27 protein-coding genes are annotated in these 23,040 nt (G+C 72.1%); 16 read left to right on the forward strand and 11 right to left on the reverse strand.

Going from position 1 to position 23,040, the window contains the following annotated elements; all coding sequences use genetic code 11:
• Window positions 1-55: 55 nt before the first annotated feature.
• Window positions 56-1,513, reverse strand: coding sequence for a 23S rRNA (uracil(1939)-C(5))-methyltransferase RlmD (gene rlmD / locus VGO10_RS21340; protein ID WP_327472028.1), 1,458 nt, complete (start codon window positions 1,511-1,513; stop codon window positions 56-58).
• A gap of 20 nt (window positions 1,514-1,533) precedes the next feature.
• Between rlmD and VGO10_RS21345 the strand changes: the two genes are divergently transcribed.
• Entirely contained in the window at window positions 1,534-2,805 is a 1,272-nt protein-coding gene (locus VGO10_RS21345) for a hypothetical protein (RefSeq protein WP_327472029.1), read from the forward strand.
• A gap of 7 nt (window positions 2,806-2,812) precedes the next feature.
• On the opposite strand, the gene VGO10_RS21350 is transcribed toward VGO10_RS21345, so the two are convergent.
• The 3 genes from VGO10_RS21350 to argF all read right to left on the reverse strand — a co-directional run bounded on the left by VGO10_RS21350 (window position 2,813) and on the right by argF (window position 4,945).
• Entirely contained in the window at window positions 2,813-3,280 is a 468-nt protein-coding gene (locus tag VGO10_RS21350; RefSeq protein WP_327472030.1) for an SAM-dependent methyltransferase, read from the reverse strand.
• On the reverse strand, window positions 3,277-3,876 hold the full coding sequence (locus tag VGO10_RS21355) for a hypothetical protein (protein WP_327472031.1): 600 nt from the start codon (window positions 3,874-3,876) through the stop codon (window positions 3,277-3,279). Before VGO10_RS21355 ends, VGO10_RS21350 begins: the two co-directional genes overlap by 4 nt.
• A gap of 205 nt (window positions 3,877-4,081) precedes the next feature.
• Entirely contained in the window at window positions 4,082-4,945 is an 864-nt protein-coding gene (argF, locus tag VGO10_RS21360; RefSeq protein WP_327472032.1) for an ornithine carbamoyltransferase, read from the reverse strand.
• 25 nt (window positions 4,946-4,970) lie between these two features.
• Here argF and VGO10_RS21365 point away from each other — a divergent pair, with 25 nt between their 5' ends.
• Window positions 4,971-5,639 (forward strand): endonuclease/exonuclease/phosphatase family protein, encoded by a 669-nt coding sequence (locus tag VGO10_RS21365; protein WP_327472033.1) that lies wholly within the window; start codon window positions 4,971-4,973, stop codon window positions 5,637-5,639.
• Window positions 5,640-5,652: 13 nt separating this feature from the next.
• Entirely contained in the window at window positions 5,653-6,018 is a 366-nt protein-coding gene (locus tag VGO10_RS21370; protein WP_327472034.1) for a cupredoxin domain-containing protein, read from the forward strand.
• On the opposite strand, the gene VGO10_RS21375 is transcribed toward VGO10_RS21370, so the two are convergent.
• The 4 genes from VGO10_RS21375 to thiO are packed head-to-tail and all read right to left on the reverse strand — an operon-like array spanning window position 6,015 to window position 8,630.
• The gene (locus VGO10_RS21375) at window positions 6,015-6,491 is read right to left on the reverse strand and encodes an ester cyclase (protein WP_327472035.1); all 477 of its coding nucleotides are present in this window, start codon (window positions 6,489-6,491) and stop codon (window positions 6,015-6,017) included. The genes VGO10_RS21370 and VGO10_RS21375 overlap by 4 nt on opposite strands.
• Complete coding sequence (locus VGO10_RS21380) at window positions 6,488-7,339, reverse strand: thiazole synthase (RefSeq protein WP_327472036.1); 852 nt, start codon at window positions 7,337-7,339, stop codon at window positions 6,488-6,490. Before VGO10_RS21380 ends, VGO10_RS21375 begins: the two co-directional genes overlap by 4 nt.
• 8 nt (window positions 7,340-7,347) lie before the next feature.
• Entirely contained in the window at window positions 7,348-7,545 is a 198-nt protein-coding gene (thiS, locus tag VGO10_RS21385; RefSeq protein ID WP_327472037.1) for a sulfur carrier protein ThiS, read from the reverse strand.
• Window positions 7,542-8,630: a glycine oxidase ThiO gene (thiO, locus tag VGO10_RS21390; RefSeq protein WP_327472038.1), complete on the reverse strand. Its 1,089-nt coding sequence runs from the start codon at window positions 8,628-8,630 to the stop codon at window positions 7,542-7,544. The genes thiS and thiO overlap by 4 nt, the downstream gene beginning before the upstream one ends.
• A 106-nt stretch (window positions 8,631-8,736) precedes the next feature.
• Here thiO and thiE point away from each other — a divergent pair, with 106 nt between their 5' ends.
• Genes thiE through VGO10_RS21410 form a run of 4 tightly spaced genes read left to right on the forward strand, consistent with a single transcriptional unit; the run spans window position 8,737 to window position 12,015 of the window.
• Complete coding sequence (gene thiE, locus VGO10_RS21395; protein WP_327472039.1) at window positions 8,737-9,816, forward strand: thiamine phosphate synthase; 1,080 nt, start codon at window positions 8,737-8,739, stop codon at window positions 9,814-9,816.
• A gap of 42 nt (window positions 9,817-9,858) precedes the next feature.
• Window positions 9,859-11,190, forward strand: a complete 1,332-nt coding sequence (lpdA, locus tag VGO10_RS21400; RefSeq protein WP_327472040.1) for a dihydrolipoyl dehydrogenase — start codon at window positions 9,859-9,861, stop codon at window positions 11,188-11,190.
• Between the two features lie 19 nt (window positions 11,191-11,209).
• Complete coding sequence (locus tag VGO10_RS21405; protein ID WP_327472041.1) at window positions 11,210-11,809, forward strand: DsbA family protein; 600 nt, start codon at window positions 11,210-11,212, stop codon at window positions 11,807-11,809.
• On the forward strand, window positions 11,806-12,015 hold the full coding sequence (locus tag VGO10_RS21410; protein ID WP_327472042.1) for a hypothetical protein: 210 nt from the start codon (window positions 11,806-11,808) through the stop codon (window positions 12,013-12,015). Before VGO10_RS21405 ends, VGO10_RS21410 begins: the two co-directional genes overlap by 4 nt.
• A gap of 5 nt (window positions 12,016-12,020) precedes the next feature.
• Here the strand turns inward: VGO10_RS21410 and VGO10_RS21415 are convergent, their stop codons facing one another.
• Window positions 12,021-13,325: a GAF domain-containing protein gene (locus tag VGO10_RS21415; protein ID WP_327472043.1), complete on the reverse strand. Its 1,305-nt coding sequence runs from the start codon at window positions 13,323-13,325 to the stop codon at window positions 12,021-12,023.
• A gap of 93 nt (window positions 13,326-13,418) precedes the next feature.
• Here VGO10_RS21415 and VGO10_RS21420 point away from each other — a divergent pair, with 93 nt between their 5' ends.
• The 3 genes from VGO10_RS21420 (at window position 13,419) to VGO10_RS21430 (ending at window position 17,241) form a co-directional block, all read left to right on the forward strand.
• Window positions 13,419-14,918, forward strand: a complete 1,500-nt coding sequence (locus VGO10_RS21420; RefSeq protein WP_327472044.1) for an aldehyde dehydrogenase family protein — start codon at window positions 13,419-13,421, stop codon at window positions 14,916-14,918.
• Between the two features lie 101 nt (window positions 14,919-15,019).
• On the forward strand, window positions 15,020-15,913 hold the full coding sequence (locus tag VGO10_RS21425) for a thiamine pyrophosphate-dependent enzyme (RefSeq protein WP_327472045.1): 894 nt from the start codon (window positions 15,020-15,022) through the stop codon (window positions 15,911-15,913).
• Window positions 15,910-17,241, forward strand: a complete 1,332-nt coding sequence (locus VGO10_RS21430) for a pyruvate dehydrogenase complex E1 component subunit beta (protein WP_327472046.1) — start codon at window positions 15,910-15,912, stop codon at window positions 17,239-17,241. The genes VGO10_RS21425 and VGO10_RS21430 overlap by 4 nt, the downstream gene beginning before the upstream one ends.
• Window positions 17,242-17,333: 92 nt before the next feature.
• Here VGO10_RS21430 and VGO10_RS21435 read toward each other — a convergent pair whose 3' ends face one another.
• Both VGO10_RS21435 and VGO10_RS21440 read right to left on the reverse strand, forming a co-directional pair.
• Window positions 17,334-18,095, reverse strand: a complete 762-nt coding sequence (locus tag VGO10_RS21435; protein WP_327472047.1) for a hypothetical protein — start codon at window positions 18,093-18,095, stop codon at window positions 17,334-17,336.
• Window positions 18,096-18,188: 93 nt separating this feature from the next.
• On the reverse strand, window positions 18,189-18,809 hold the full coding sequence (locus VGO10_RS21440) for a hypothetical protein (RefSeq protein WP_327472048.1): 621 nt from the start codon (window positions 18,807-18,809) through the stop codon (window positions 18,189-18,191).
• A gap of 71 nt (window positions 18,810-18,880) precedes the next feature.
• Between VGO10_RS21440 and lipB the strand changes: the two genes are divergently transcribed.
• The 6 genes from lipB to VGO10_RS21470 are packed head-to-tail and all read left to right on the forward strand — an operon-like array spanning window position 18,881 to window position 23,034.
• Window positions 18,881-19,579 (forward strand): lipoyl(octanoyl) transferase LipB, encoded by a 699-nt coding sequence (gene lipB / locus VGO10_RS21445; RefSeq protein WP_327472049.1) that lies wholly within the window; start codon window positions 18,881-18,883, stop codon window positions 19,577-19,579.
• A gap of 54 nt (window positions 19,580-19,633) precedes the next feature.
• Window positions 19,634-20,092, forward strand: a complete 459-nt coding sequence (locus VGO10_RS21450) for a hypothetical protein (RefSeq protein ID WP_327472050.1) — start codon at window positions 19,634-19,636, stop codon at window positions 20,090-20,092.
• A gap of 13 nt (window positions 20,093-20,105) precedes the next feature.
• The gene (gene lipA / locus VGO10_RS21455) at window positions 20,106-21,107 is read left to right on the forward strand and encodes a lipoyl synthase (protein ID WP_327472051.1); all 1,002 of its coding nucleotides are present in this window, start codon (window positions 20,106-20,108) and stop codon (window positions 21,105-21,107) included.
• A gap of 31 nt (window positions 21,108-21,138) precedes the next feature.
• Window positions 21,139-21,903, forward strand: a complete 765-nt coding sequence (locus tag VGO10_RS21460; protein ID WP_327472052.1) for a rhomboid family intramembrane serine protease — start codon at window positions 21,139-21,141, stop codon at window positions 21,901-21,903.
• A 4-nt stretch (window positions 21,904-21,907) separates the two neighbouring features.
• Window positions 21,908-22,081, forward strand: a complete 174-nt coding sequence (locus VGO10_RS21465; protein ID WP_327472053.1) for a hypothetical protein — start codon at window positions 21,908-21,910, stop codon at window positions 22,079-22,081.
• A complete protein-coding gene (locus VGO10_RS21470; protein ID WP_327472054.1) occupies window positions 22,078-23,034 on the forward strand; it encodes a D-alanyl-D-alanine carboxypeptidase family protein in 957 nt (318 codons plus the stop codon). The genes VGO10_RS21465 and VGO10_RS21470 overlap by 4 nt, the downstream gene beginning before the upstream one ends.
• Window positions 23,035-23,040 lie beyond the last annotated feature (6 nt).

Genomic DNA, 23,040 nt, shown 5'->3' on the forward strand with positions numbered 1-23,040 from the left:
CGGCGCAGCTTCGTCGCGAGATCGACGCGATCCCGTAACCGCTGAGCGGTGTTGCTCAGTCCCCGGCTGCGATCTGGTTGGCCTCGGGACCGCGCTCGAGCAGGGCCACGCACTCGATGTGCGGGGTCTGGGGGAACATGTCGACGGGCCGGACGGTCTTGAGGAGGTAACCGGCCTCGACCATCTGCGCGGCGTTGGGCGCGAGCGTCGTCGGATTGCAGGAGACGTAGACGATGCGCTTCGGCGAGGCCTCGAGCACGCGGCGGACGACCTTCTGTGACAGGCCAGCGCGCGGAGGGTCAACCACGATCACATCCGGGCGGCCCGCCTTCTCGACCAGCTCGCGCAGCGCCAACCGCACGTCGCCCGCAAAGAAGTTGGTGTTGGAGATGTTGTTGGCCTTGGCGTTGTTGATGGCGTCGGAGATCGCCGTCTCGACGATCTCCAAACCCCAGACCTCGCCGGACTTCGAGGCCAACGACAACCCGATCGTGCCGATACCGCAGAAGAGGTCATAGACCCGCTCCCAGCCCTGCAGGCCCGCGACCTCGGCCGCGACCGCGTAGAGCTTCTCGGCCATCTCGGTGTTGGTCTGAAAGAACGCCTGGGCCGAGAGCTGGAACTGCAGACCGCCGAGCTCCTCGCCGATCTTGGCGTTGCCGGCCACCAGCTCGGTCGAGCCGCCCGCGGTCGTCTCGCCGACCGTCTCGATGCTCGTCACCAACAGGCTGTCGGCGGCCACCGCCGCGTGCAGCGTGCCGGCGTCGACCTCGACGCCATCGCTGACAACCAGCCGCACCTGGATCTCACCGGTGCGACGGCCCTCGCGGATGACCAGGTTGCGCAAGGCACCCAACTGCGAGCGGCGGTCATACGCCGTGTACCCCGCCGCGCGCGCCCACGCCAGCACGTCGCGCCGCGCCTGGTTGCCACGCTCGGACTGCAAGAGGCAATCCTCGACGTGCACGATGTCCTCCCACGACCCCGGGGCGTGGAAGCCGCAGATGAGCTGGCCCTCGGCATCGGTCCCGAACGAGAACTCCAACTTGTTGCGGTAGCGCCACTGCTGCTCGGCGGGCACGATCGGCAGCAGCTCGAAGCCGTCGAGATGGCCGAGGCGACGCAGTGCATCGTCGACCTGCCGGCTCTTGATCTCCAACTGCTGCTCGTAGGGGATGACCTGCCAGGGCGCGCCCGGGTGGTCAGCCAGCGGCGCGACGCGATCGGGCGACGGCGTGACGATCTCCACCACCCGCGCCTCGCCGTAGTGGCGCTTGCGCTTGGTGATCACCGCGCGGACGGTGTCGCCGGGCAGCGCATCGCGGACGAAGACGACCCAGCCGTGGCCGTCGCCGTAGCGGGCGACGCCGGCGCCGCCGAAGGCAAGCGAGTCGATGCGCAACTCCACCTCATCGCCGCGCTCGGGCCGTGGCGGGCGCATGCTCGGGTCGCCCTTGGGCTGGTTGGCAACCTCGGCGGGGCTGGTCGTGGGGGCGGGAGCGTCGGGGGTCACGCGCTTAGGATGGCACCGCCATGGACCTCGACGCCTACCGGGCCCGGGCGCAGGCCTTCGCCACCGACCTCAACCGCGCCCACCACCGGCGCTTCGCGGGCCACGACGGCGCCTGGGACCCGGACTCGCTCTACGGCCACCACGCCGCCGCCTACGACGAAGCGGCGATCGATGCGCTGCGCGAGGCGGCCGCCGCGGAGAGCACGACGGAGGGGACGGGTGGCGATGGTGTCACCGGCACCCAGCCGGCGCGGCGGCTGCTGCGCTTCGCCGTCGAGGCGCGACTGGGCAACGCGACCGCGCTGACCGACGCCGCCCGAGCGCAGGCCGAGGCCCAGGAGGGGCTGGCCGACCTGACCATCGCGCTGGCCGTCGAGCCCACCGTCGCGCGGCGCGTCGAGCTGGAGGAGCAGCGCCTGGACATCGTCACCCGGCGACTCACGCCCTTGGCCGCCGAGGGCCTGGAGCGCGTCCGCGCCGAGACTCGGGCGCTGGGCTGGCCGTCGACGCGTGCGCTGCTCGCCGCCTTGCATGGCCGCGATCCTGGCGCGCTGGCAGCTGAGGCCGAGGCGCTGCTGCGCGCGACGCAAGCGCCCGCGCTGGACGGCGGCGACGGCGGCCCGGTCACCGCGCGCTTCGACCTCCCGCGCGTGCATCGCGCCGCGTGGGCCGACGCGCTGCTGCCGGCCGATCCCGTCGCCCACCTGCGTGCCGAGCTGGCCGTGCTGGGAATCGAGGAGCGCTTCACCCTCGACGCCGCACCGCGCACCGGCAAGTCGCCGCGCGCCTTCTGCGCCGCGGTCGCCGTGCCCGACGATGTCCATCTCGTCGTCGCCCCGCGCGGCGGGCTGGCCGATCTCGAAGCGCTCTTCCACGAGGCCGGCCACGCGATCCACCTCAGCCATCGCGATCCGCGCGCCCCCTTCGAGGATCGCCATCTGACCGACCGCGCGCACGCCGAGGCGCTGGCCTTCGCGCTGGAGGCGCGGGCGACCGACGGGATCACCGACGAGCGCCTCGCGAACCATCGTGCCGCGATGGCGCGGCTGCGCCTGCGCCAGGTCGCGGCCTCACTCCTGCACGACCTCGACCTGCTCGACCACGGGCCCGATCAAGCGCTGCGCGAGCGCTACGCCCGCCGCATGGCCTCCGCGACCGGCCTGACCTGGCCCTCAGCACCATGGCTCACCGTGGCCGACCCGCTGCTCTCCAGCGCCGACTACCTCCGGGCGCTCGCCCGCGCACGGACGCTCAGCGATCCCGACGCGCTGGTCGCGGCGCTGACCACCTGAGCGACAGCTACCAGTACCCCGCCATCAGCTCGCTTGCCCAAGCCGGCTGACGGACCGGCCCCTGCGGGCCGAACTCGTTCATGTAGGGCTTGATGTCGAGGACGGGCGTGCCGGCGACCGCGTCGAGGCCGGCGACGGCGAGGTCGAGTCCGTCGATGGCCAGCAGCGCGCAGCGGGAGACGCCGAGGCGGTTCGGACGGTCCTTGGCGCGCTGGGCGAAGATCCCGACGCGGGGCCAGTCGGTGTTGCGGCGTGGGTGGCGGGCGCCGAGCTCGACGGCGTCGGGGTCGACGCGGTCAAAGAGGTAGACGACCTCGAGGTGTGAGAAAGCGTCGAGGCCCGCGACGGAGTCAGGCGTGAAGCGCTCACCGTCGAGGCGGATCGTCGCCCGCTCGGCGCCCCAGTCGTCGTCGCGCACCACGTCGCGGCCGCCGACCACGTGGCCGATCGGAACCAAGGTATAGGTGTCGCTCACCCGAGCTTGCGCTCAATCGCGTTCAACACCGACTTGCGCGCCCCGTGGCGGCGCTCGTGGTCGCGGACCTTGCGCAGCTGCGCAGGCGTGAGGTCGGTCAAGCGCTTGGTGATCTGCGCCGCGGTGAGGTCGTCGTAGCCGAGGATCGGGAAGCTGCCGCCGACGCCCGCGCCCACACGGCGGCGCGCCCGGTCGACGGTGCGCAGGACCGCGTCGCCGGCGCCCCGGCCGAGCAGCTGCTCGACGTCGGCCAGCAGCGCGTCGGTCTGCGCGCGGCCCGCGGTGACCAAAGTCGACAGCAGCTCCTCGGCGTCCTTGCGCGTCATCCGCCCGCGGCGCACCGCGTCGTCGACGGTCTCCTGCAGGCGGTCGCTGGTGAGCGTCAGCGAGGAGACGAGCCGCTCGCGCAGCGCGCCGAGGTGGGCGGTGAGCTCATCGGTGGAAGGGACCGCCGCGGCCGCCGCGGGCTTGGCCTTGGCCGCCGCGGGCTTCCTCGTCGCCTTGGCCTTCTTCGTCGCAGGCTTTCGCGCCACCGCCGGCTTCTTGGGGGCCGCCGGCTTGCGCGCCGACGCGGAGGTCTTCTTGGGCTGCGGCATGGCGGAGAGAGATCCCTTCAGGGGTGGGGCAAGGTCCTCGCCGCGACCCTACCCGCTCAGATCGCCGCAAGTTCTTGCGGCAGGCGACGTTCCAGCCGATGCCACATCCCCACACCGGGTCCAGCCCCCCGGAATGCGACGCCGCCGCCGGAACCCACACACCGACCCATCCGGCGGCGGCTCGCTCCGGGACTTCAGCAGGTGCTCAGCCGGCCAGCAGCCACTCGAGCATCGCCTTCTGGGCGTGGCGGCGGTTCTCCGCCTCATCCCAGATGCGCTGGCGATGGCCGTAGAGCACCGAATCGGTGATCTCCTCACCCTGATGCGCAGGCAGGCAGTGCAAAGCGATCGCCCCCGGCGCCGCGGCGTCCAGCAGCGCGTCGTCGATCCGGTACGGGCCCAGCGCCGCGCGGCGTGCGTCGGCGGTGTCCTCGTCGCCCATCGACACCCACACGTCGGTGGAGATCGCGTTGGCGCCGGCGACGGCCTCGTGCGGATCGGTGACGCTCGCCACGCCCGGCAGCGAGAACTCCGGCGGGGTGCTCAGCACGACCTCGACGCCAGCGATCGTCCCCATGTCCAGCAGCGACCGCGCCATGTTGTTGCCGTCGCCGACGTAGGTCAGCTTCAGGCCCTCCAACGCGCCGAACGCCTCGCGCAGCGTCAACAGGTCGGCCAGCACCTGGCAGGGATGCGCGTTCTGGGTGAGCATGTTGAAGACCGGCAGCTGGTCCTCGGCCGCGAGCCCCTCCAGCTCGCTGTCGGCATGCGTCCGGACCCCGACCGCGGCGACGTGGCGACCGAGGACGCGTGCGGTGTCGCGCAGCGACTCGCCCCGCCCGAGCTGCGTCTCGCCCGGGCGCAGGACCATCGGGTGGCCGCCCATCTCGACGATGCCTGCCTCGAAGCTCACGCGCGTCCGGGTGCTCGGCTTCTGGAAGACGAGCGCGACCGTGCGGCCCTCCAGGACATTGCTCGAGCGCGGCGCGAGCTTCAGCGCGGCGGCGCGATCGAGGATCGCGTGGAGGTCGTCGGAGGTGAGCTCGGTGCCGGTCAGCAAGTGGCGCATGGGAAGCGCGGCATCATAAGCCGTGATGAAGGTCCTCACCTGGAATCTCTTCCACGGGCGGTCGGTCCCGGAGACCGAGCACGCGCTGCTCGACGAGTTCACGGACAAGATCTCGGGATGGGATTGGGACGTCGCGCTGCTGCAGGAGGTCCCGCCGTGGTGGCCGCCGGTCCTGGCGCGCGCCGCGGGCGCCGACGAGCGCACGGTGTTGACGTCGCGCAACGCGCTCCTGCCGATCCGCCGCTGGATCGCAGAGCGGCGCCCGGACCTGATCAAGTCCAACGGCGGCGGTTCCAACGCGATCCTCGTCCGCGGCGACCGGATCGCCGCCCACGCCGCGCTGCGCCTGCGCTGGCGCCCCGAGCGCCGGATGCTCCACGCCGTGCACCTCGCGGCGGCCGGGATCTGGGTGGCCAACGTCCACGCCACCGCCAACCCGAAGCCGCTCGCGCGCGCGGACATGGTGCGCTGCGGCGAGACGCTCGGCCGCTGGGCCGCCGGCGCGCCCGCGCTGCTGGGCGGCGACGCCAACGTGCCAGACCCGACCGTGCCCGGCTTCACCGACGCCGGCGGCCACCACATCGACCGCTTCTTCACCCGCGGGGCACTGACCGTCACGGTGTCGCCGAGGACACTCGAGCGCGGCGGTCTCTCCGACCACGCGCCGGTGCTGATCGAGCTCCGCACGTCGTAGGCTGCGCCAGGCCATGCGCCGCCTCCTCCCCACCCTCGCCCTCGCCGTTCTGCTCGCGGGATGCGGCAGCTCCGATGGCGGTGGAGGCGGCAAGGCGGAGGTGTTGAAGGCCGGCGACCCGATCGAGATGAAGTCCTTGCACTTCAAGCCCGACCACGTCCAGGTCGCGGTCGGCCAGCAGATCACCTGGCACAACGACGAGTCCGTCCCCCACGACGTCAAGGCCGACAGCGGCGCCTCGTTCAGCTCGGAGACCTTCGGCAAGGACAAGTCCTACACCTGGACCCCGGACAAGGCGGGCACCGTCAAGTACGAGTGCACGCTGCACCCCGGCATGGAGGGCACCATCGACGTCGTCGCCAAGGAGGCGACGAGCTAGGACCGCGCGCGCAGCCCGAAGCCGCGCAGGAGCATCAGCGCCCGCTCGCCGACGCCGCCGTGCGCGGGAAGCACACCAAGTTGGACCGAGGCGTCGTAGAGGTCGAAGAAGGCGCGGATGCGCCAGAGGCGCTCGCGCGGCGGGTCGAGCTCGCAGTACAGGACGGCGTGGACCGAGTACGCCTTGCGCGTCGGCGGCATGCCGGGCAGCTCGCCGGTGTGGGTGCCGGTCAGACGAATCGGCGCCGCGAGGTAGCGCCCATTGCCCAAGCGCTCGCCGGCCTGCTCGATCTTCGCGTTGGGCGAGGCGACCCAGAGGCGCGCCGCGTGATCGCCGAGCGCGTCGCAGCCGCGGAGCGCCGGCCCGGTCAGCGGATCCTCGTAATGGACGTCGAGCGCGCAGCAGGCGGCGAAGGCCGAGCGGTCCCGGCCGACGAGCGCGGCCTGGAAGCTGTCGACGAGCGGGTCGATCACGAGGATGGTGGGATCGCCTGCGCGGGGTCGGTGGGAGCCGTCTCCGCGGGGTCGCTCGCAGGGATCGGCGCCGCGGGGTCGCTCGGATGCACGAACTCGGCGGTCCCGGCCTCAGCGGTGCTCGCGGTCGCGTGCAGCCGCTGCGGAATCCGGCCGGCGCCGCGCGCGAGCAGGCCGGCCTCGACGGCCAGGCGCATCGCGCGCGCCATCGCGACGGGATCCTCCGCGCGCGAGATCGCGCTGGCGCATAGCACGGCGTCGCAGCCGAGCTCCAGCGCCAGCGCCGCGTCGCTCGCGGTCCCCACGCCGGCGTCGAGGATCACCGGCAGCGCGGTCTGCTCACGGATCAACCGCAGGTTGTAGACGTTGTTGATGCCCATGCCCGAGCCGATCGGCGAGCCCAGCGGCATGATCGCCGCGCAGCCGACGTCCTCCAGCCGCCGCGCGAGCACCGGGTCGTCGGTCGTGTACGGCAGCACGACGAAGCCCGCATCGACCAGCTCTTCGGCCGCCGCGACGAGCTCGACCGCATCGGGCAGCAGCGTGCGCTCGTCGCCGATGACCTCCAACTTGATCCACTCGGTGGCGAACGCGTCGCGGGCGAGCTTGGCGGTGAGCACCGCATCCCGCGCCGTGTAACAGCCGGCGGTGTTCGGCAGGATCCGGACGCCGCACGCATCAAGAACATCAACAAGCGAACCACGGGCCCCCGGATCAATTCTCCGCAGCGCCACGGTCACCATCTCGGTGCCCGACTCGCGAATCGCCTCGGCCAGCGTCTCCAGCCGCGGGAAGCCGCCCGTGCCGAGGATCAACCGCGATGAGAACTGCTGGCCGGCGATGCGCATGGCGTCGTTCATCCTCCCTGGACCGCGATCAGGACTTCCACCCGCGCGCCGTCGACGACGGCGAACGTCGGCCACTCTCCGCGCGGGACGACCTCGGCGTCAACGGCGACGGCGACACCGCGCTCCGGGACGTCGAGATGGGCCAGGAGCGCCGCGACGGTCGCTCCGGGCACGATGTCAGACGGCTCGCCGTTGATGATGATCATGCTGGGGTGGCCTCCGTGGTGGCCGCGAAGCGCTCCGGACGAAACGCGTGGTCGGGGCGGCCGCCGGTCAGCTCATCGGCAACCAGCTCAGCGGTGATCGGGCAGAGCAGGATGCCGTTGCGAAAGTGGCCGGTCGCCCAGACGATGCGTTCATCGACGGGATCGGTCCCGACGATCGGCGCGTTGTCGGGCGTCCCGGGGCGCAGGCCCGCGAAGGCCTCGTCGATCTCCAGCTCGAGGATCCCGGGCAGCACCTCGGCGGCATCCCGCAACAGCTCGTAGACGCCGAGCGCGGTGACCGCGGTGTCGAAGCCGCGCTCCTCCATCGTCGCGCCGAGGTAGTAGCGGCCGTCGCCGCGCGGGACGAGATAACCGCCTTCGAAGCGCAGGACATGGTCGCAGAGCCCGGGACCGGACGGGTCGCGCAGGCGCAGCGCCTGGCCCTTGACCGGACGGACGGGGACGGCGCCCAACGACCCCGACCACGCGCCGGCGGCGATGACGATCCGCTCCGCGTCCAGCGTGGCAATGTCCTCAACAACTGAGTGCGGGTACAGGTGCACGCCCGCGCGCGAGCACGCCTCCAGCAGCGCCGCGACCAGCCGCGCCGGCTCGACCGCGTGGTCGTCGGGCAGCGCAAGTGCCAGCCGCAACGACGGCGCCAGCGCCGGCTCGCGCCGCCGCGCCTCGGAGCCCAGCAGACGCTCGACGGCCAAGCCCATCCGCTCCCGCAGCGCGCGCTCGCGCTCGACGTGCTCGGCCTCGTCGCGATCGCGCGCGAGCAGCAGCGAGCCGCAGGCGCGGTAGCCGACGTCCAGGCCCGTGACATCGGCCAGCTCGGCGGCGAACGCCGGCCAGCGCCGCGCGCTCTCCAGGTTGTGCACGAGCAGCGCGCGCTCCTGGGCGTCGGCCTCGGCGACCGGCGCCAGCATCCCGGCGGCCGCGCGCGAGGCGCCGGCGCCGAAGTCGGCGCGATCGAGCACGACGACCTCCAGCCCGCGCTGGCGCGCGCGCCACGCGGCCGCGAGGCCGATGACGCCGCCACCGACCACGGCCACGTCTGCGTGCGGAAGCTGGGTGCTCACCCGACATCGAGCGTACCGCGACGGCCGCACCATCGAGGGACGACTCATGGCCGGATAGCGACCATCAGTCGTCCCTCGACGCCCGCGCTGGCACACTTCGCCGCCGATGTCCCTCCTGGAGCGCCGGCGTGCGCGGCTGTCGGCCGCGCGCCTGTACCTGATCTGCGACGCCACGCCCGGCGGGCGCCCGCTGGAGTCGGTGCTCGCGCCCGCGCTGCGCGGCGGCGTCGACATCTTCCAGCTGCGCTGCAAAGACGCCTCCGACGAGGAGATCCTCGCCGCAGCCGCCGTCGCGCGCGAGTGGTGCGAGGTCGCCGGCGCGCTCTTCATCCTCAACGACCGGCCCGACCTCGTCGCCGCCACCGGCGCCGACGGCGTGCATGTGGGCCAGGACGACGCGTCGGTCGCCCAGGCGCGCGCGATCGCCGGCCCCGACGCGCTCGTCGGCCAGTCCACCCACAGCCCCGAGCAGGTCGAAGCGGGTGCCGAGGCCGACTACATCGGCGTCGGCCCGGTCCACACGACGCCGACCAAGCCCGGTCGACCCGCCGTCGGCCTGGAGCTCGTCACCTACGCGGCGCGCAACGCCAAGGTGCCGTGGTTTGCAATCGGCGGGGTCGACGAGGCGACGATCAACACGGTGATGGCCGCGGGCGCCAACCGCGCCGCGATCGTACGAGCGATCGCCGAGGCCGAGGATCCCGAGGCCGCGACGCGCCGCCTCGCCCACGCGCTCGACGAAGGACCTCCGGGCGTCCGTCGTCCGCGCAAGTCCTCCGAAGAGCGCAACGCCGAGCTGCGCGCTGCGCTCGATCCGATCGGGCCCGGAGAGCGCCCCACGCCGCTGGTCGTCGCGGTCGCGACCGCGCTCCTGCTCGGCACCATCAACCTCGTGCTCGCCGCGACCGGCTACAGCGGCAAGGGCGGCGCCGGCACGCTGCTCGTCTACTGCGCGCTGATGTTCGCCGCGGCCTGGGGCATGTGGACCAAGCACTACATCGCGGTCCTGCTCTTCCAGATCCTGCTGGCGATCCTGGTGGTCTTCTTCTTCCTGTTCCTGCTGCGCGCGTCGTCGGTCGGCGACGTCGCGTTGAGCTTCGCCGTGATCGTCCCGGCCGGGTGGTTGTTCTGGAAGTTGGTGCGCGTCCTCGCGCGGCTCCAGGTGCCGCTCGATGACCCCGTCTGACCGTAGGTAGGGTCCTACCACCCGTTCGCTACATTCCGAGGTATGGCAGAAAGCTTCGACACCATCGTCATCGGCTCGGGTCCCGGGGGCTATGTCGCCGCGATCCGCTCGGCGCAGCTCGGGTTGCGCACGGTGGTGATCGAACGCGACGACGTGGTCGGCGGCCGCTGCCTGAACTACGCGTGCATCCCGGCCAAGGCGGTGCTGCGCAGCGCCGACATCCTGTCCGAGGTCCGCGAGGCGGGCGAGTACGGCATCAACTTGAACGGCACCGAGCCGACCGTCGACTTCGGCGCGATCGGCGAGCGGCGCAAGAAGGTCATCGGCACGCTCACCGGCGGCGTCGCCGGGTTGTTCAAGAAGAACAACATCGAGGTCATCTCCGGCGAGGCGTCGCTGACCGCCGACGGCGACGTCAAGGTCGGCGACACGGTGTACAAGGCCGAGAAGGCCGTCATCCTCGCGACCGGCAGCGTGAAGAAGCCGCTGCCCGGACTGGACTTCGGCGGCAACGTCATCGGCACCGAGGAGGCCTGGGCGCTCACCGAGCTGCCGGCCACCATGGTGGTCATCGGCGCGGGCGCGTCAGGCACCGAGATCGCCAGCGCCTACCAGCGCCTCGGCACGCAGGTCACCTTGTATGAGGGCCTGGACCGCGTGCTACCGACCGAGGACGCCGACATCTCCAAGGCCGCCGCGCGCGGCTTCAAGAAGCAGGGCATCGAGGTCAAGGTCGGCACCTTCTACGAAGGCCAGGAGGCCGACTGGGTCGTCATCGCCGCCGGCCGCGGACCGGATGTTGCAGCACTTGGTCTGGACGCGGCGGGGATCGAGCTGACCGAGGCCGGCCTCATCAAGGTCGACGGCGCGCTGCGCACCTCGCGACCCAAGGTGTATGCCATCGGCGACCTCGTCCCCGGCCCCGCGCTGGCGCACAAGGCCAGCGACGAGGGCGTCATCGCCGTCGAGGACGCGGCCGGGCTGAAGACGCACCCGATCGCCTACCTCGACATCCCGCGCGCGACGTTCTGCACGCCCAACGTCGGCTCGTTCGGGCTGACCGAGGAGCAGGCGCGCGAGCAGGGCTACGACGTGACCGTCGGCAAGGTCCAGTACGGCGCGGTCGGCGCGGGCACGGTCTACGGCGACCGCACCGGCGTCATCAAGATCATCGGCGACAAGCAGTACGGCGAGATGCTCGGCGGCCACATCGTCGGCACCCGCGCCACCGAGCTGATCCAGGAGCTCGTCAACGTGCGGCTGCTTGAGGGCGGCTACCCCGAGGTGGCGCGCATCATCCACGGCCACCCGACCCTGTCGGAGGGCGTGATGGAGGCCGCGCGGGCCGCCGACGGCTGGCTCATCCACGGCTGATCGCGGCGGTAGCAAGCCCATGGGCTTCGACGTCACCCAGCACGCCGGCGCCGAACCGACGCCGCCGGAAGAGCGGGCGGCCTTCTACTTCGACTTCTCCTCGCCCGACGCGTACCTCGCCGCCGAGCGAGTGATCCAGACGCTGCCGTTCGCCGCGGAGTGGATCCCGATTCGCGCGTCGCGCGCGTGGGATGACGGCTTCCGGTGCGCGCAGGAGCGCGACATCGCGCGGTTGGAGATCGAGCGGGTTGCGGCGGCGCGGACGCTGCAGAACCTGCGCTGGCCGCCGCCCTTCGACAGCGAGCTGGCACTGCGCGCCGCGACCTACGCCAAGCAGATCGGGCGCGTCGTGGCCTTCGGGCTGGCCGCCTTCCGCCAGGCCTACGCAGGCGGCGCCGACCTCGGCGACACCGACGTGGTGCTGATCGCCGCGTCGGCGTGCGAGATGCATCCGCGAGCGGTGCTGCAGGCGATCGAGCGCGACGCGGTGGGCCGCGTGCTGGACGAGGCGACCGCGCTGGCGGTGGCGCGCGGGGTCGTGTCGTGTCCGACCGTCTGGACGCCGCAGGAGACCTTGCTGGAAGGAGACGCCGCGCTGGATACGGTGAGTGCCCCGTGAGAGCCCGCTCCCGCTATGAGGTGCTCGTCGTCCGCGACACGATCGAGGTCGTCGACCGCGACCAGGGCGAGGGCGTGCTCTTCTGGGACTGCACCTCGCGCCAGCGCCGCCGGATGGTCGAGGCGCTGATCCGCGACCTCGACCGCCTCAGCCCCGAGGACTTCTTGTATGAGTGGGCCGTCGCCGAGCCGCGGCAGTTCGACTGACGCGTTCAGTCGATCAGGACCAGCTGGCGCAGGTGTGAGAGCGCTGCAGGGCGGCGGTCGTCGTCCTCGCCCAGTGTCGCGACCAGGTGACGGCAGGCCTGGAGGTCGTCGCGGCCGGCGACGGAATGGACCCAGCGGTGTAGGAGGTCCGGGGTGCCGGAGCGCAGGATCGCCGAGCGCACGCGGTGGTCGAGGCTCTCGCGCGCTTCGACGACCAGCGGCAGCTCGGAGCGCGGCAGCAGCGGGCCGGGGTAGGCATCCAGCGCGGCGTGCAGCGCGCCTGCGCCGGCAAGCTCTCCCGCGGTCAGGAAGTCCGCATGCGGGGAGGTGTCCAGGCGGTAGGGCTCGGCCAGCAGCCGCGGGCCGAGGATGCGCCGCAGGCGCGAGAGCTCCGCGCGTGCGGTCACCGGCTTGCCGAAGTCGCCGTGCGTGGCGATCGCGACCTCCTCGGCCGACATGCCCTCCGGCCGCAGCGCGAGCAAGACCATCAACTCGCTGTGACGCCGCGAGAGGGTGACGGTCTGATCGCCGAGGTCGACCTCGGCGCGGTCGCGCCCGAGCACCCGGAGCGCGAGGCCGGCGGAGGCCGCGCGCGGCCGTGGGGCCAGCGCGAAGGTGCGGGCCAGCTCGGCCTCCCGCGCCGCGCGCTGTGCCGCCTCGCGCAGCAGCACCGCCTCGACCATCCGCGCGGCCGCGGTCACCAGCGCGAGCGAGTGCGGATGCGCGGTCTGCAGCGGACCGGAAAGATCGAGGACGCCGAGCAACTGTCCGCTGACCGGATCGTGCAGCGGCGCCGCGCTGCAGGTCCAGCCGTGGACGGGCGTCGCGAAGTGCTCGGCGCTGAACACCTGCAGGGAGTGGTCGACGGCCAGCGCGGTGCCCATCGCGTTGGTGCCCGCGTCGGCCTCGCTCCAGCGCGCGCCGCGCATCAGGTGCACGCTGGTCGCATCGTGCAGCATCTGCTCGTCGCCGTCGATCCACAGCAGCGTCCCGTCGGCGTCGCAGACCAGCAGCACCTGCTCGCCCTCGGCGCGCACGTCGTCGAGCAGCTCGCGCAGGACGCCTTCGGCTGCCGCCAGCGGCGAACGCGCCCAGCGCTCCGACGCCTCGTCGCCCGCCAGCGCCAGCGGTGCCAAGCCGCGCTGCGCGTCGAAGCCGGCAGCAGTGCAGCGGCGCCAGGAATCGGCGATGACGCCGCGCAGCTCGGCCGGCGGCGGCGCGCCCGACAGCACGGCGTCGTGTGCTCGCGCCAACCGCAGCGCGCGCCCGCGCCGATCGCCCGTCGAGGGGATCGCAACCCAGGAATTCATCAAACCCACCCTCGGTTGTACGCCTCACGCAACCCAGTTGCAACCCCTTGGCGCGTAGCGTCGTGCCAACTGTCCGAACCCGGAGGAGAGACCATGGCGCTTGACGCCCAGATCGACCAGCACGCCCGCGACTTCGTGACCCGCGACCACCGGATGCTCATCGGTGGCGACTGGGTGCAGGCCGCGTCCGGCCAGACCTTCGAGACCTACGACCCGGCGACGGGCGATGTCCTCGCAACGGTGCCGCGGGGCTCATCCGAAGACATCGACCGTGCCGTCAAGACCGCCCGCGCGGCGTTTGACCCGGACGGCCCGTGGCGCCGCATGTCGCCCAGCGAACGCGGGCGCGCCATCCATCGCCTCGGCGACCTGATCCTCGAGCATGGCGACGAGCTCGCCACGCTGGAGACCCTGGACAACGGCAAGCCGCTGACGATCGCCAAGGCCGCCGACGTCCCGCTCGCCGCCGACCTGTTCCACTACATGTCGGGTTGGACGACCAAGAGCGGCGGCTCGACGCTGCAGATCTCGGTGCCCTACATGCCAGGCGCCGAGTGGCATGCCTACACGTTGCACGATCCCGTCGGCGTCGTCGGCCAGATCATCCCGTGGAACTTCCCACTGCTGATGGCCGCGTGGAAGCTCGGGCCCGCGCTGGCGACCGGCTGCACGGTGATCCTCAAGCCCGCCGAGCAGACCCCGCTGAGCGCGCTGCGCCTCGGCGAGCTGTGCCTCGAGGCCGGCATCCCGCCAGGCGTGGTCAACGTCGTCACGGGCTTCGGTGAGGAGACCGGCGCGCCGCTGGCCGCGCATCCCGACGTCGACAAGGTCGCCTTCACGGGCTCCACCGAGGTTGGCCGGCTCATCCTCCAGGCGGCCGCCGGCAACCTCAAGAAGGTGTCGTTGGAGCTCGGCGGCAAGTCCCCCAACGTGGTCTACGCCGACGCGGATCTGGAGACGGCGATCCCGGGCGCGGCCAACGCGATCTTCTTCAACCACGGCCAATGCTGCGCGGCCGGGTCGCGGCTGTTCGTCGAGCAGTCGGTCTACGACGAGGTCGTCAGCGGCGTCTCCGACCATGCCAAGTCCATCAACGTGGGGCCGGGCCTCGACCCAGCCACCGAGATGGGCCCGCTCGTCTCCCAGGAGCAGTTGGACCGCGTCTGTGGCTTTCTGGCCTCCGGTGAGACCGAGGGCGCCGAGACGCTCGCGGGCGGCAAGCGCCACGGCGACCGCGGCTACTTCGTGGAGCCGACGGTGCTCGCGGGCACCAACCCGCAGATGAAGGTCGAGGCCGAGGAGATCTTTGGGCCGGTCGTCACCGTGCGGCCGTTCAAGGACCCGTCCGAGCTCGTCGGGCAGGCCAACGGCACCGCGTTCGGCCTTGCGTCAGGCGTGTGGACGAAGGACCTCAGCAAGGCCCACCGCACCGCCAAGCGCCTGCGGGCCGGCACCGTGTGGATCAACTGCTACAACGTGTTCGACGCCGCCCTGCCGTTCGGCGGCTACAAGGAATCCGGGTGGGGCCGCGAGATGGGCGCCGAGGCGCTCGAGCTGTACACGGAGGTCAAGTCGGTTGTGACGCTCCTCTAGACCCTCTGACCCCTGGTGACGATGTGGGCCCGTCCGCCGCAGCCGCTACGGACGGACGGCTGCGGGGCGGGCGGGCACACAATCGGTAGGCTCGCGCGGCGATGCCCGACCATCCGCTCCCCGACGCCGCCGTGGCCAAGGAGTGGTGGACGGCGATGCTCCTGATACGCCGGTTCGAGGAGCGTTCGACCGAGTTGTACGCCAAGGGTGCGATCGGCGGGTTCCTGCATTCGGCGCGCAGCGAGGAGGCCGTGATCGTCGGCGCGCTGCGGGCGTTGGAGGAGCGCGACGCGGTGCTGTCGACGTTCCGTGCGCATGCCCACGCGCTGGTGCGCGGCACGCCGCCGGACCTCGTGCTGGCCGAGCTGATGGGTCGGGTTGGCGGGACGTCGGGCGGTCGTGGCGGGTCGACGCACATCGTCGACCCCGAGCGCGGTGTGCTCGGCGGCTTCGGCATCCCGGCCGGCCATGCGCCGATCGCGGCGGGCGTCGCGCTGAGCGCTGCTGCACGGTCGACCGGCGCGGTGACGCTGTGTCAACTGACGCTCGGCGCGACGGCCGAGGGCGTCTTCGCCGAGACGCTGGGCCTCGCGGCGATGTGGGAGCTGCCGGTGGTGTTCCTCGTGACCAACCACGGCGAGCTGGACGTCGCACCGGCCCTGACCGCGCTGTTCCAGCGCAGCGCCGCGTTCGGGGTGGCGGGCCTGCGCTGCGACGGGACCGACGTGATCGACACGCATCACGTGGTCGGCGAGGCGGTGCGTCGCGCGCGAGAAGAGCGGCGCCCGACGCTCGTGGAGGCGGTGATCAGTCGGCCCGCGGATCCGGTCGCAGCCTTCGGTGACCGCCTGGAGCGCGAGGGCGTGTTGGTCGACGACCAGCGCGACGCGATCGATGCCGGCGTACGCGACCGCATCGGCCTGGCGGTGGCGCTGGCCGAGGCGTCGCCGGAGCCGGAGGCCAGCACGCTGCACGAGCACACCGTCGCGCCGTGAGCGACCGCGAGATCACCTATCGCGAGGCGCTCGGCGAGGCGCTGCGTGAGGCGCTGGAGCGCGACGAGCGCGTGGTCCTCATGGGCCAGGACATCGGCATCCGCGGCGGCGCGTTCGGGGTGACGGCCGGGTTGTTGGAGGCCTTCGGCCCGACGCGTGTGCGCGATGCGCCGAGCTCGGAGGCGGCGCTGGTCGGCATCGGCATCGGCGCCGCGCTGGCGGGTCTGCGACCCGTGGTGGAGCTGACGACGGCGAGCTACGGCGTCCTTGCGCTCGACCAGTTGATCCACCACGCAGCGCCGCTGCGCGCGCTCTCGGGCGACCGGCTGACGGCACCGCTCGTGGTGCGGACGCCCCAGGGCGGCGGTGCGCGCCTCGGGCCGATCCACTCGCAGACGCTAGAGGCGTTGTTGCATCACATCCCGGGCCTGGTCGTCGCGGTGCCGGCGACAGCGGCCGACGCCAAGGGGCTGCTGGCCGCGGCGATCCACTCTGACGATCCCGTCGTCGTGCTTGAGCACACGGCCCTCTACGACACACGCGGGACCGTCGGCGAGGACGACGTCGCACCGCTTGGCCGGGCGGTCGTGCGACGTGCCGGCAGCGACGTCAGCATCGTCGCGAGCTCGCGCATGGCTGTCGTGGCCGCCGCGGCCGCCGCGCGCCTAGCCGACGAGCACGGCGTCGACGCCGAGGTGATCGACCTGCGTGCGGTCCGCCCGCTCGACCACGCCACGATCGCGGCGTCGGTGCGACGGACCGGCCGCGCCGTCATCGTCGAGGAGGGCTGGCCCGATGGCGGCATCGGCGCCACGCTCGCGGCCCGCGTGGCAGCCGCCACGTCTGCCCGACCCGTTGCCCGCGTCACCGGCGCCGACATCCCGATGCCCTACGCGCGCACGCTCGAACAGCTCGCTATCCCCGACGAGGCGGCGATCGTCGCGGCCGTGCTCAAGCTCCTTGGCCCGCGGTCCAGCGACGGCGCGACCGACCACACCATGTCGACCGAGATCGACATGGAGGCATTGCTCGCCGCGCGCCGCACCGGCACGCCACTCGCAGACGCGATCTCCACCGCGATCGCACCGCTCCTCACCGACGCCGCCATCGTCCTCCCCGACGGCACCGTCACCCTCATGGGCACCCCACGCACACCCCACCCCACGGCCACCCTCACCTTCGGCCCCACCACCACCCGCCCCACCGCGCGCGCCGGCGCCGTGACCATCCGCCACCTCGCACCCCTCACCGTCCGCATCACCGCAACACCCACCGACGCCGAGACCCTCTTCACCGCGCTCCGCGCGCGGCTAGAGGGCACGACGTAAGCCGTCATCGACCGTCCGTGTCGAGCAAAGGGTCCATGACACCCATAGCTCGACACAGAGACGCGACGTGAACGATCCCGCCTGCAGGGCGTTCAGCGCGGGCGGTGGCCGAGGCCGCCGAGAATCCCGCCGACCGCCTGACCGACACCGGTGAGGGTCTGATCGACCGTCTGCCCGGCCTGCGTCACGGTGGTCGCCACCGATGGTGCGACCGGGCCGAGGGCCTGTGCAGCGCCGCTCGTGGCGCCGGCGACCACGCCGCCGGCCGCCTGGGTGGTGTCCTGCACGGCCTGGGCCGCGGTGTCGGTCACGCCCGCCGCGGGAGGAGATCCGACCGGAGGAGGGGTCGCGGGTGCCGCTGATGCCGGCGCCGGCGTGGAGGATGGCGCGGCTGGGCCGGACACGCCCGCGCCCGACCCGCCAGATCCGCCCGACGTGGGCCGCGTGCCGTCGCCGCCACTCGAGCTTGAGGGCGTGCCGCCGCCAGCACTGGGCGCCGTCGCCGCGGGCGCCGGGTCGCCCGCCGCCGGCGCACCGTCACCGCCGTGCCCCTGCGTGGGCCGTGCGACGGTGGACGGCACACGTCGCAGCGACCGCCTGCGCCGCTGCTGACGCCCCGCCCCGCGCGCCGAACGGCTCACCATGGCCACAGGCACCGCCGGCAGCGTGGTCACGTGGCGCATCGCGGCCGCTCCACCGCCCGCGTGCGCGGGGGAACCATCAGCCAGGTCGATCACGCCGATCCCGGGCCCGCGCGCCGATCGGACATCTGGCCAGCTGTGGAACGCAAAGGCCATCGAGAAGATCGCGATGATGAGCCCGCCCGCGCCGATGATGGAGCCTGAAGCTCCCACGACCCCGACAAATGCCCGCAAGAAGCGCATTCCCGTCTCCGCATCGGTCGGCCCCGAACGATCCTTGATGTCCGCAGGCCGACATACGGCGGCTCAGTGGTCGACACGACCCGGATTATCGAGCCCCGCGATCGTCGCGTTGGGCCGCTGATCCGGGTCGACGCGCTTGATCAGCGTCGGCTCGTCGGTGCGGATGAAGACGCAGAAGTCGCGGCGCGGGTCGGGCCCCGAGAAGCAGGTGCGAAAGACATCTGGCCCCTGCTGGACGGTGTCGGAGCCGTGCAGCGGCAGGTACCGCGCCGGCGCCCGGTGGGCGGCAAAGACGCGCGCCTCGCGCATGACGGTCGCCGCCAGCGCATCGTTGGCTGTGAGCGCCGGCCGGTGCAGCAGGCCGCCCACGACCAAGAGCACGCACAACGCGACCAGCCCGATCGTTCCCGCCTGGTCGGCCGCGATCTCGCGTGGCAAATCCGGCCGACGGCGCCGCACGAGCCAGCCGCCTAGCCGCGAGATCACCGCGATCACCATCAGGTTGAGCAGCCCCGCCGCCAACAGGCAGCCGAGCAGGTTGGCGCGCCCGCCGGAGAACGGGAGTCGCGCGAGGACCACCGCGTCGACCGCCGTCAGGACCGCGAAGGTCGGCCACTGCCACGCGCCGCTCAACCGCCAGCGCAGGCGGGTGCGCCATACGGCCATCGCCGGGCGTTCGGCCACGAGGGCGAGTGTCGCACGCGGGCGGGCGGGTCCGATTCCCGAGCGCCCTGTCGCGGCCTACCATCTGCCAGGTGGACCTCTGGACCGTGCACCTGGGCCGCGTGCCCTACGCCGAGGCGCTGGCGCTCCAGCACCGCGTGCGCGCGGCCCGCCAAGCGGGCGCGATCCCCGACACCGTCCTGCTGCTCGAGCATCCGCCCGTCTACACGCGCGGACGCCGCAGCGTCGCAGGCGAGCTGCCCTTCGGTGAGGAGTACTACACACAGCAGGGGATCGAGATCGTCGACGTCGACCGCGGCGGCAAGGTCACCTACCACGGGCCCGGCCAGCTCGTCGCCTACCCGATCGTCGGCGTGACCGACGTGATGGCCTTCGTCTCCCAGCTCGAGCAGGTGATGGTGGACGCCCTCAGCGAGGAAGGCATCGCGGCGCGCGGCCGCGCCGCCGACGGCCGCGACTTCACCGGCGTCTGGGTCGGCGAGCGCAAGATCGGCTCGATCGGCCTGCACATCTCCCACGGGGTGACGACGCACGGGCTGAGCCTCAACGTCGACGGCGACTTGGCGCCCTTCGAGTGGATCGTCCCGTGCGGGCTGGGCGGTGTCGCGATGACCTCCGTCTACAACGAAACCGGCAAAAGCGACCGCCTTGCCTGCCTCCGCAAACGCGTCGCCCACGGCCTGGCGCAAGCGCTGAATGCCCGACAACGGCTCGTCGCACCGCAGGCCCTGGAGCGCGCGCTGGACGCCGTGCCCTCGCCCGTCGGCTGAGTTCTGCGTCAGATAGTCAAGTCCGCGCGCGGACGTGCCGATGCGCACTCCGCCATGGACGGCACCTTGCGCATTCTCCTCGTCATCGTCGCGGCCACGATCCCCGCGGCGCTCATCCATGAGTTCGGCCGCGCGGCGGTCGCGCTGGCGCTGACCAAGGGCCGCGTCTGCGTCCTGCTCGGCTCCGGCCGCCCACTGTTCAGCGTGCGCCTCGGCCGGCTGCTGATCGGCCCGACCCGGACCTGGCTCTGGGGCGGCGAGTGCCTCCACGCGCCCACGACCTCGCGGCGCCGCCAGACCGCGATCCTGCTGACCGGCCCGCTGGCCGGCGACCTCTGCTTCCTCGCCGCCTGCGCCGCGGCGATCACCTGGCGCGGCGGGCCCAACGAGCACGCCACGCTGCAGCTCGCGCTCTTCGTGTTCGCCCTCGTCGCCCTGGTGCGCTCCAGCGCCGACCTCGTGCGCGCCCACGGCCACCGACCAGCCCCGAAGCTGGTCTCAGCCGCTCGGTAGCCTACGGTCGGCGATGGCCGCCGAACCGACGACGCAGCAGCGCGAGCACAAGACCCGCTCGCGCGCCAACCCCGGCGGGATGGATGTCCTGAAGGTCCTCGGACCCGACGTCCTCGACATCCGCGAGCGCAAGCCGAAGTGGTTCAAGGTCCCGATGCCCGGCGGCCCGAAGTACCGCGAGCTCAAGGCCAAGATCGCCGACGACAACCTGCACACCGTGTGCCAGGAGGCCGCCTGCCCGAACATCGGCGAGTGCTGGGAGCGCGGCACCGCGACGTTCATGATCCTCGGCGACACGTGCACGCGACGCTGCGGCTTCTGCCACGTCAAGACCGGCAAGCCGACCTGGAACGACCCGCTGGAGCCCGCCCGCGTCGCCCGCCAGGTCGCGCGCATGGGCCTGCGCCACGCCGTGATCACCAGCGTCGACCGCGACGACATGCCCGACAAGGGCGCGCACGCCTTCGTCGGGGTCATCCGCCAGATCCGCCGCCAGGCGCCCAAGTGCAAGATCGAGGTGCTGACGCCCGACTTCCAGGGGCTCGACATGCCGCTGGCCAAGGTCATCGCCGAGCGCCCCGACGTGTTCAACCACAACGTCGAGGTCGCCCCGCGGCTGTACTCGATCGCCCGCCGCGGCTCGACCTGGGAGCGCTCGCTGCGCGTCCTGCAGACCGCGAAGGAGATGGGCGGCCACGAGGTCGTCACCAAGTCCGGGCTGATGGTGGGCCTCGGCGAGTCCTTCGAGGAGATGGTCGACGCGCTCGGCCAGCTGCGCGCGCACGACGTCCAGGTCATCACGATCGGCCAGTACCTGCGCCCCACCGAGCGCCACCTGCCGCTGGTGCGCTACTGGCATCCCGAAGAGTTCGACGCGCTCGCGGCCGCCGGCATGGCGATGGGCTTCGACCATGTAGCCGCCGGGCCACTGGTGCGCAGCTCCTACCACGCCGACGAGCACGTGCCGCAGCCCGAGCCGGGCGTCGGGCCGCTTGCGGCCGCGTCCGCGAGCTAGTGGGTCGGCCCACTAGGGTCAACGCGGGCCCTTGATCCCGCTCCGCGACAACATCCCGACGCTGCGGTTCCCGGCGGTCACGATCGTGCTGATCGTGGCCAACGTGCTCGCCTATTTCCTCTGGCAGAAGGGCGGGATCCTGCACGGCCCGTCCGACGCAAACGTCATCGACTACGGCTGGATCCCCTACGAGATCAAGCACCCCGGGCAGCAGTGCGTGGCCCAAGGCGGCGGGATCGCCTGCGGCGACGTCAGCGGGCAGCCGTCGGTGCTCGTCACCGCGTTCACCTCGATGTTCATGCACGGCTCGATCCTGCACCTGGCCGGCAACATGCTCTTCCTCTGGATCTTCGGCAACAACGTCGAAGACAGCATGGGCAAGCCCAAGTTCATCATCTTCTACCTGCTCGGTGGCCTGGCAGCGCTGGCGGGCCAGACGCTGGTGGCCAGCGGCAGCGGCAACGCGGTCCCGCTCGTCGGCGCCTCGGGTGCGATCGCTGCCGTGCTCGGCGGCTACATCGTGCTCTATCCCCGTGCCCGGGTCCTGACGCTGTTCTTCATCATCTTGTTCTTCACGATCATCGAGATCCCGGCCACGATCGTCCTGGGCATCTGGTTCCTGCAGCAACTGCTCTTCGGTGTCTGGGGGTTGAGCGACCCGACCGGCGGTGGTGGTGGCGTCGCGTATTTCGCCCACATCGGCGGCTTCTTCTTCGGGCTGTTGCTGATCCGCGCCTTCGCGCGCAACAAGAACCCCAACTACCCGCCGCGCCCGGCGAGCACGATGGCGGCCTGACGGCGTGGACCCGCGCCCCGTTCTGCTCGGAGCATTCCTGCTCGTCGCCGTCCTCGCCGGCCTGACCATTTATGTCGCGATCCGCAACGGACCGGATGTGTTGACCGTCTTGTCGTTGATGATCCTCGCGATGCTCGGACTCGGCATCTTCGGAGCGCTGAAGGAGCCGCCTCGATGAGGCGCGCGCTGGTGGCGACGGCCGCCGCGCTGGCGCTGCTGGGCGGCGCCGTCGGATGCGGGACCAGTGGCGACGCCACACCGACCGGCCAGGCCGACGGCGGGGTGGGCGGGGACAGCATCCCACTCCAGGCAGCCAACGGGCCGGTCGCGCCTGCCGCCGCCACGTCACCGCTGACGCTGGCGCTCCACGGCGCGCCCGACCCTGTGCAGATCCGCTTCGGCCATCAGCCACGTGCTGGGCTGCTCTTCGACCTCGACACCGGCCGCGTGCTGTGGCGCAAGGACCCGACGCGGATCCTGCCGATCGCCAGCGTCACGAAGATCATGACCGCGCTGGTCGTCGCCGACCGCGTGCCGGAGGGCTCGAAGGTCCGTATCACCAAGCAGGCGCTGGCCTACCAGGGCTCCGGCGTCGGCGTGCTGCCCAAGAACAAGTGGGTCGGGGTCTCGGCGATGCTCTACGGGCTGCTGCTGCCGTCGGGCAACGACGCGGCGATCGCGCTGGCCCAGCGCGCCGGCAAGACCGTGCCGGACTTCGTGGCGATGATGAACGCGCGCGCCGGCGCCATGGGCCTGACCTGCACGCGCTACTCCACCCCCAGCGGCTTCACCGACCGCGGCAACCACTCGTGCGCCGCCGATCTCGCCGTGGAGGCGCGCGCGCTGCTGGACGAGCCGCGGCTGGCGAAGATCGTCGCCCGCCGCCAGGCGATCCTGCCGTTCCCGATCAAGGGCGGCCGGCTCTACCTCTACAACCACAACCCGCTGCTGAAGGCCCGCTATCCCGGCACGCTCGGCATCAAGACCGGCTTCACCGACGCTGCCGGCCGCTGCCTCGTCGCCGCGGTCAAGCGCAACGGCCATCGCCTCGGGGTCGTCCTGCTGCACTCGCCCGACCCCGGCGGGCAGGCCGAGAAGCTCTTTGACCGCGGCTTCCGGTCGATCGCCTAACGTCGA

This window comes from Baekduia sp. (assembly GCF_035996765.1).
GTDB lineage: Bacteria > Actinomycetota > Thermoleophilia > Solirubrobacterales > Solirubrobacteraceae > Baekduia.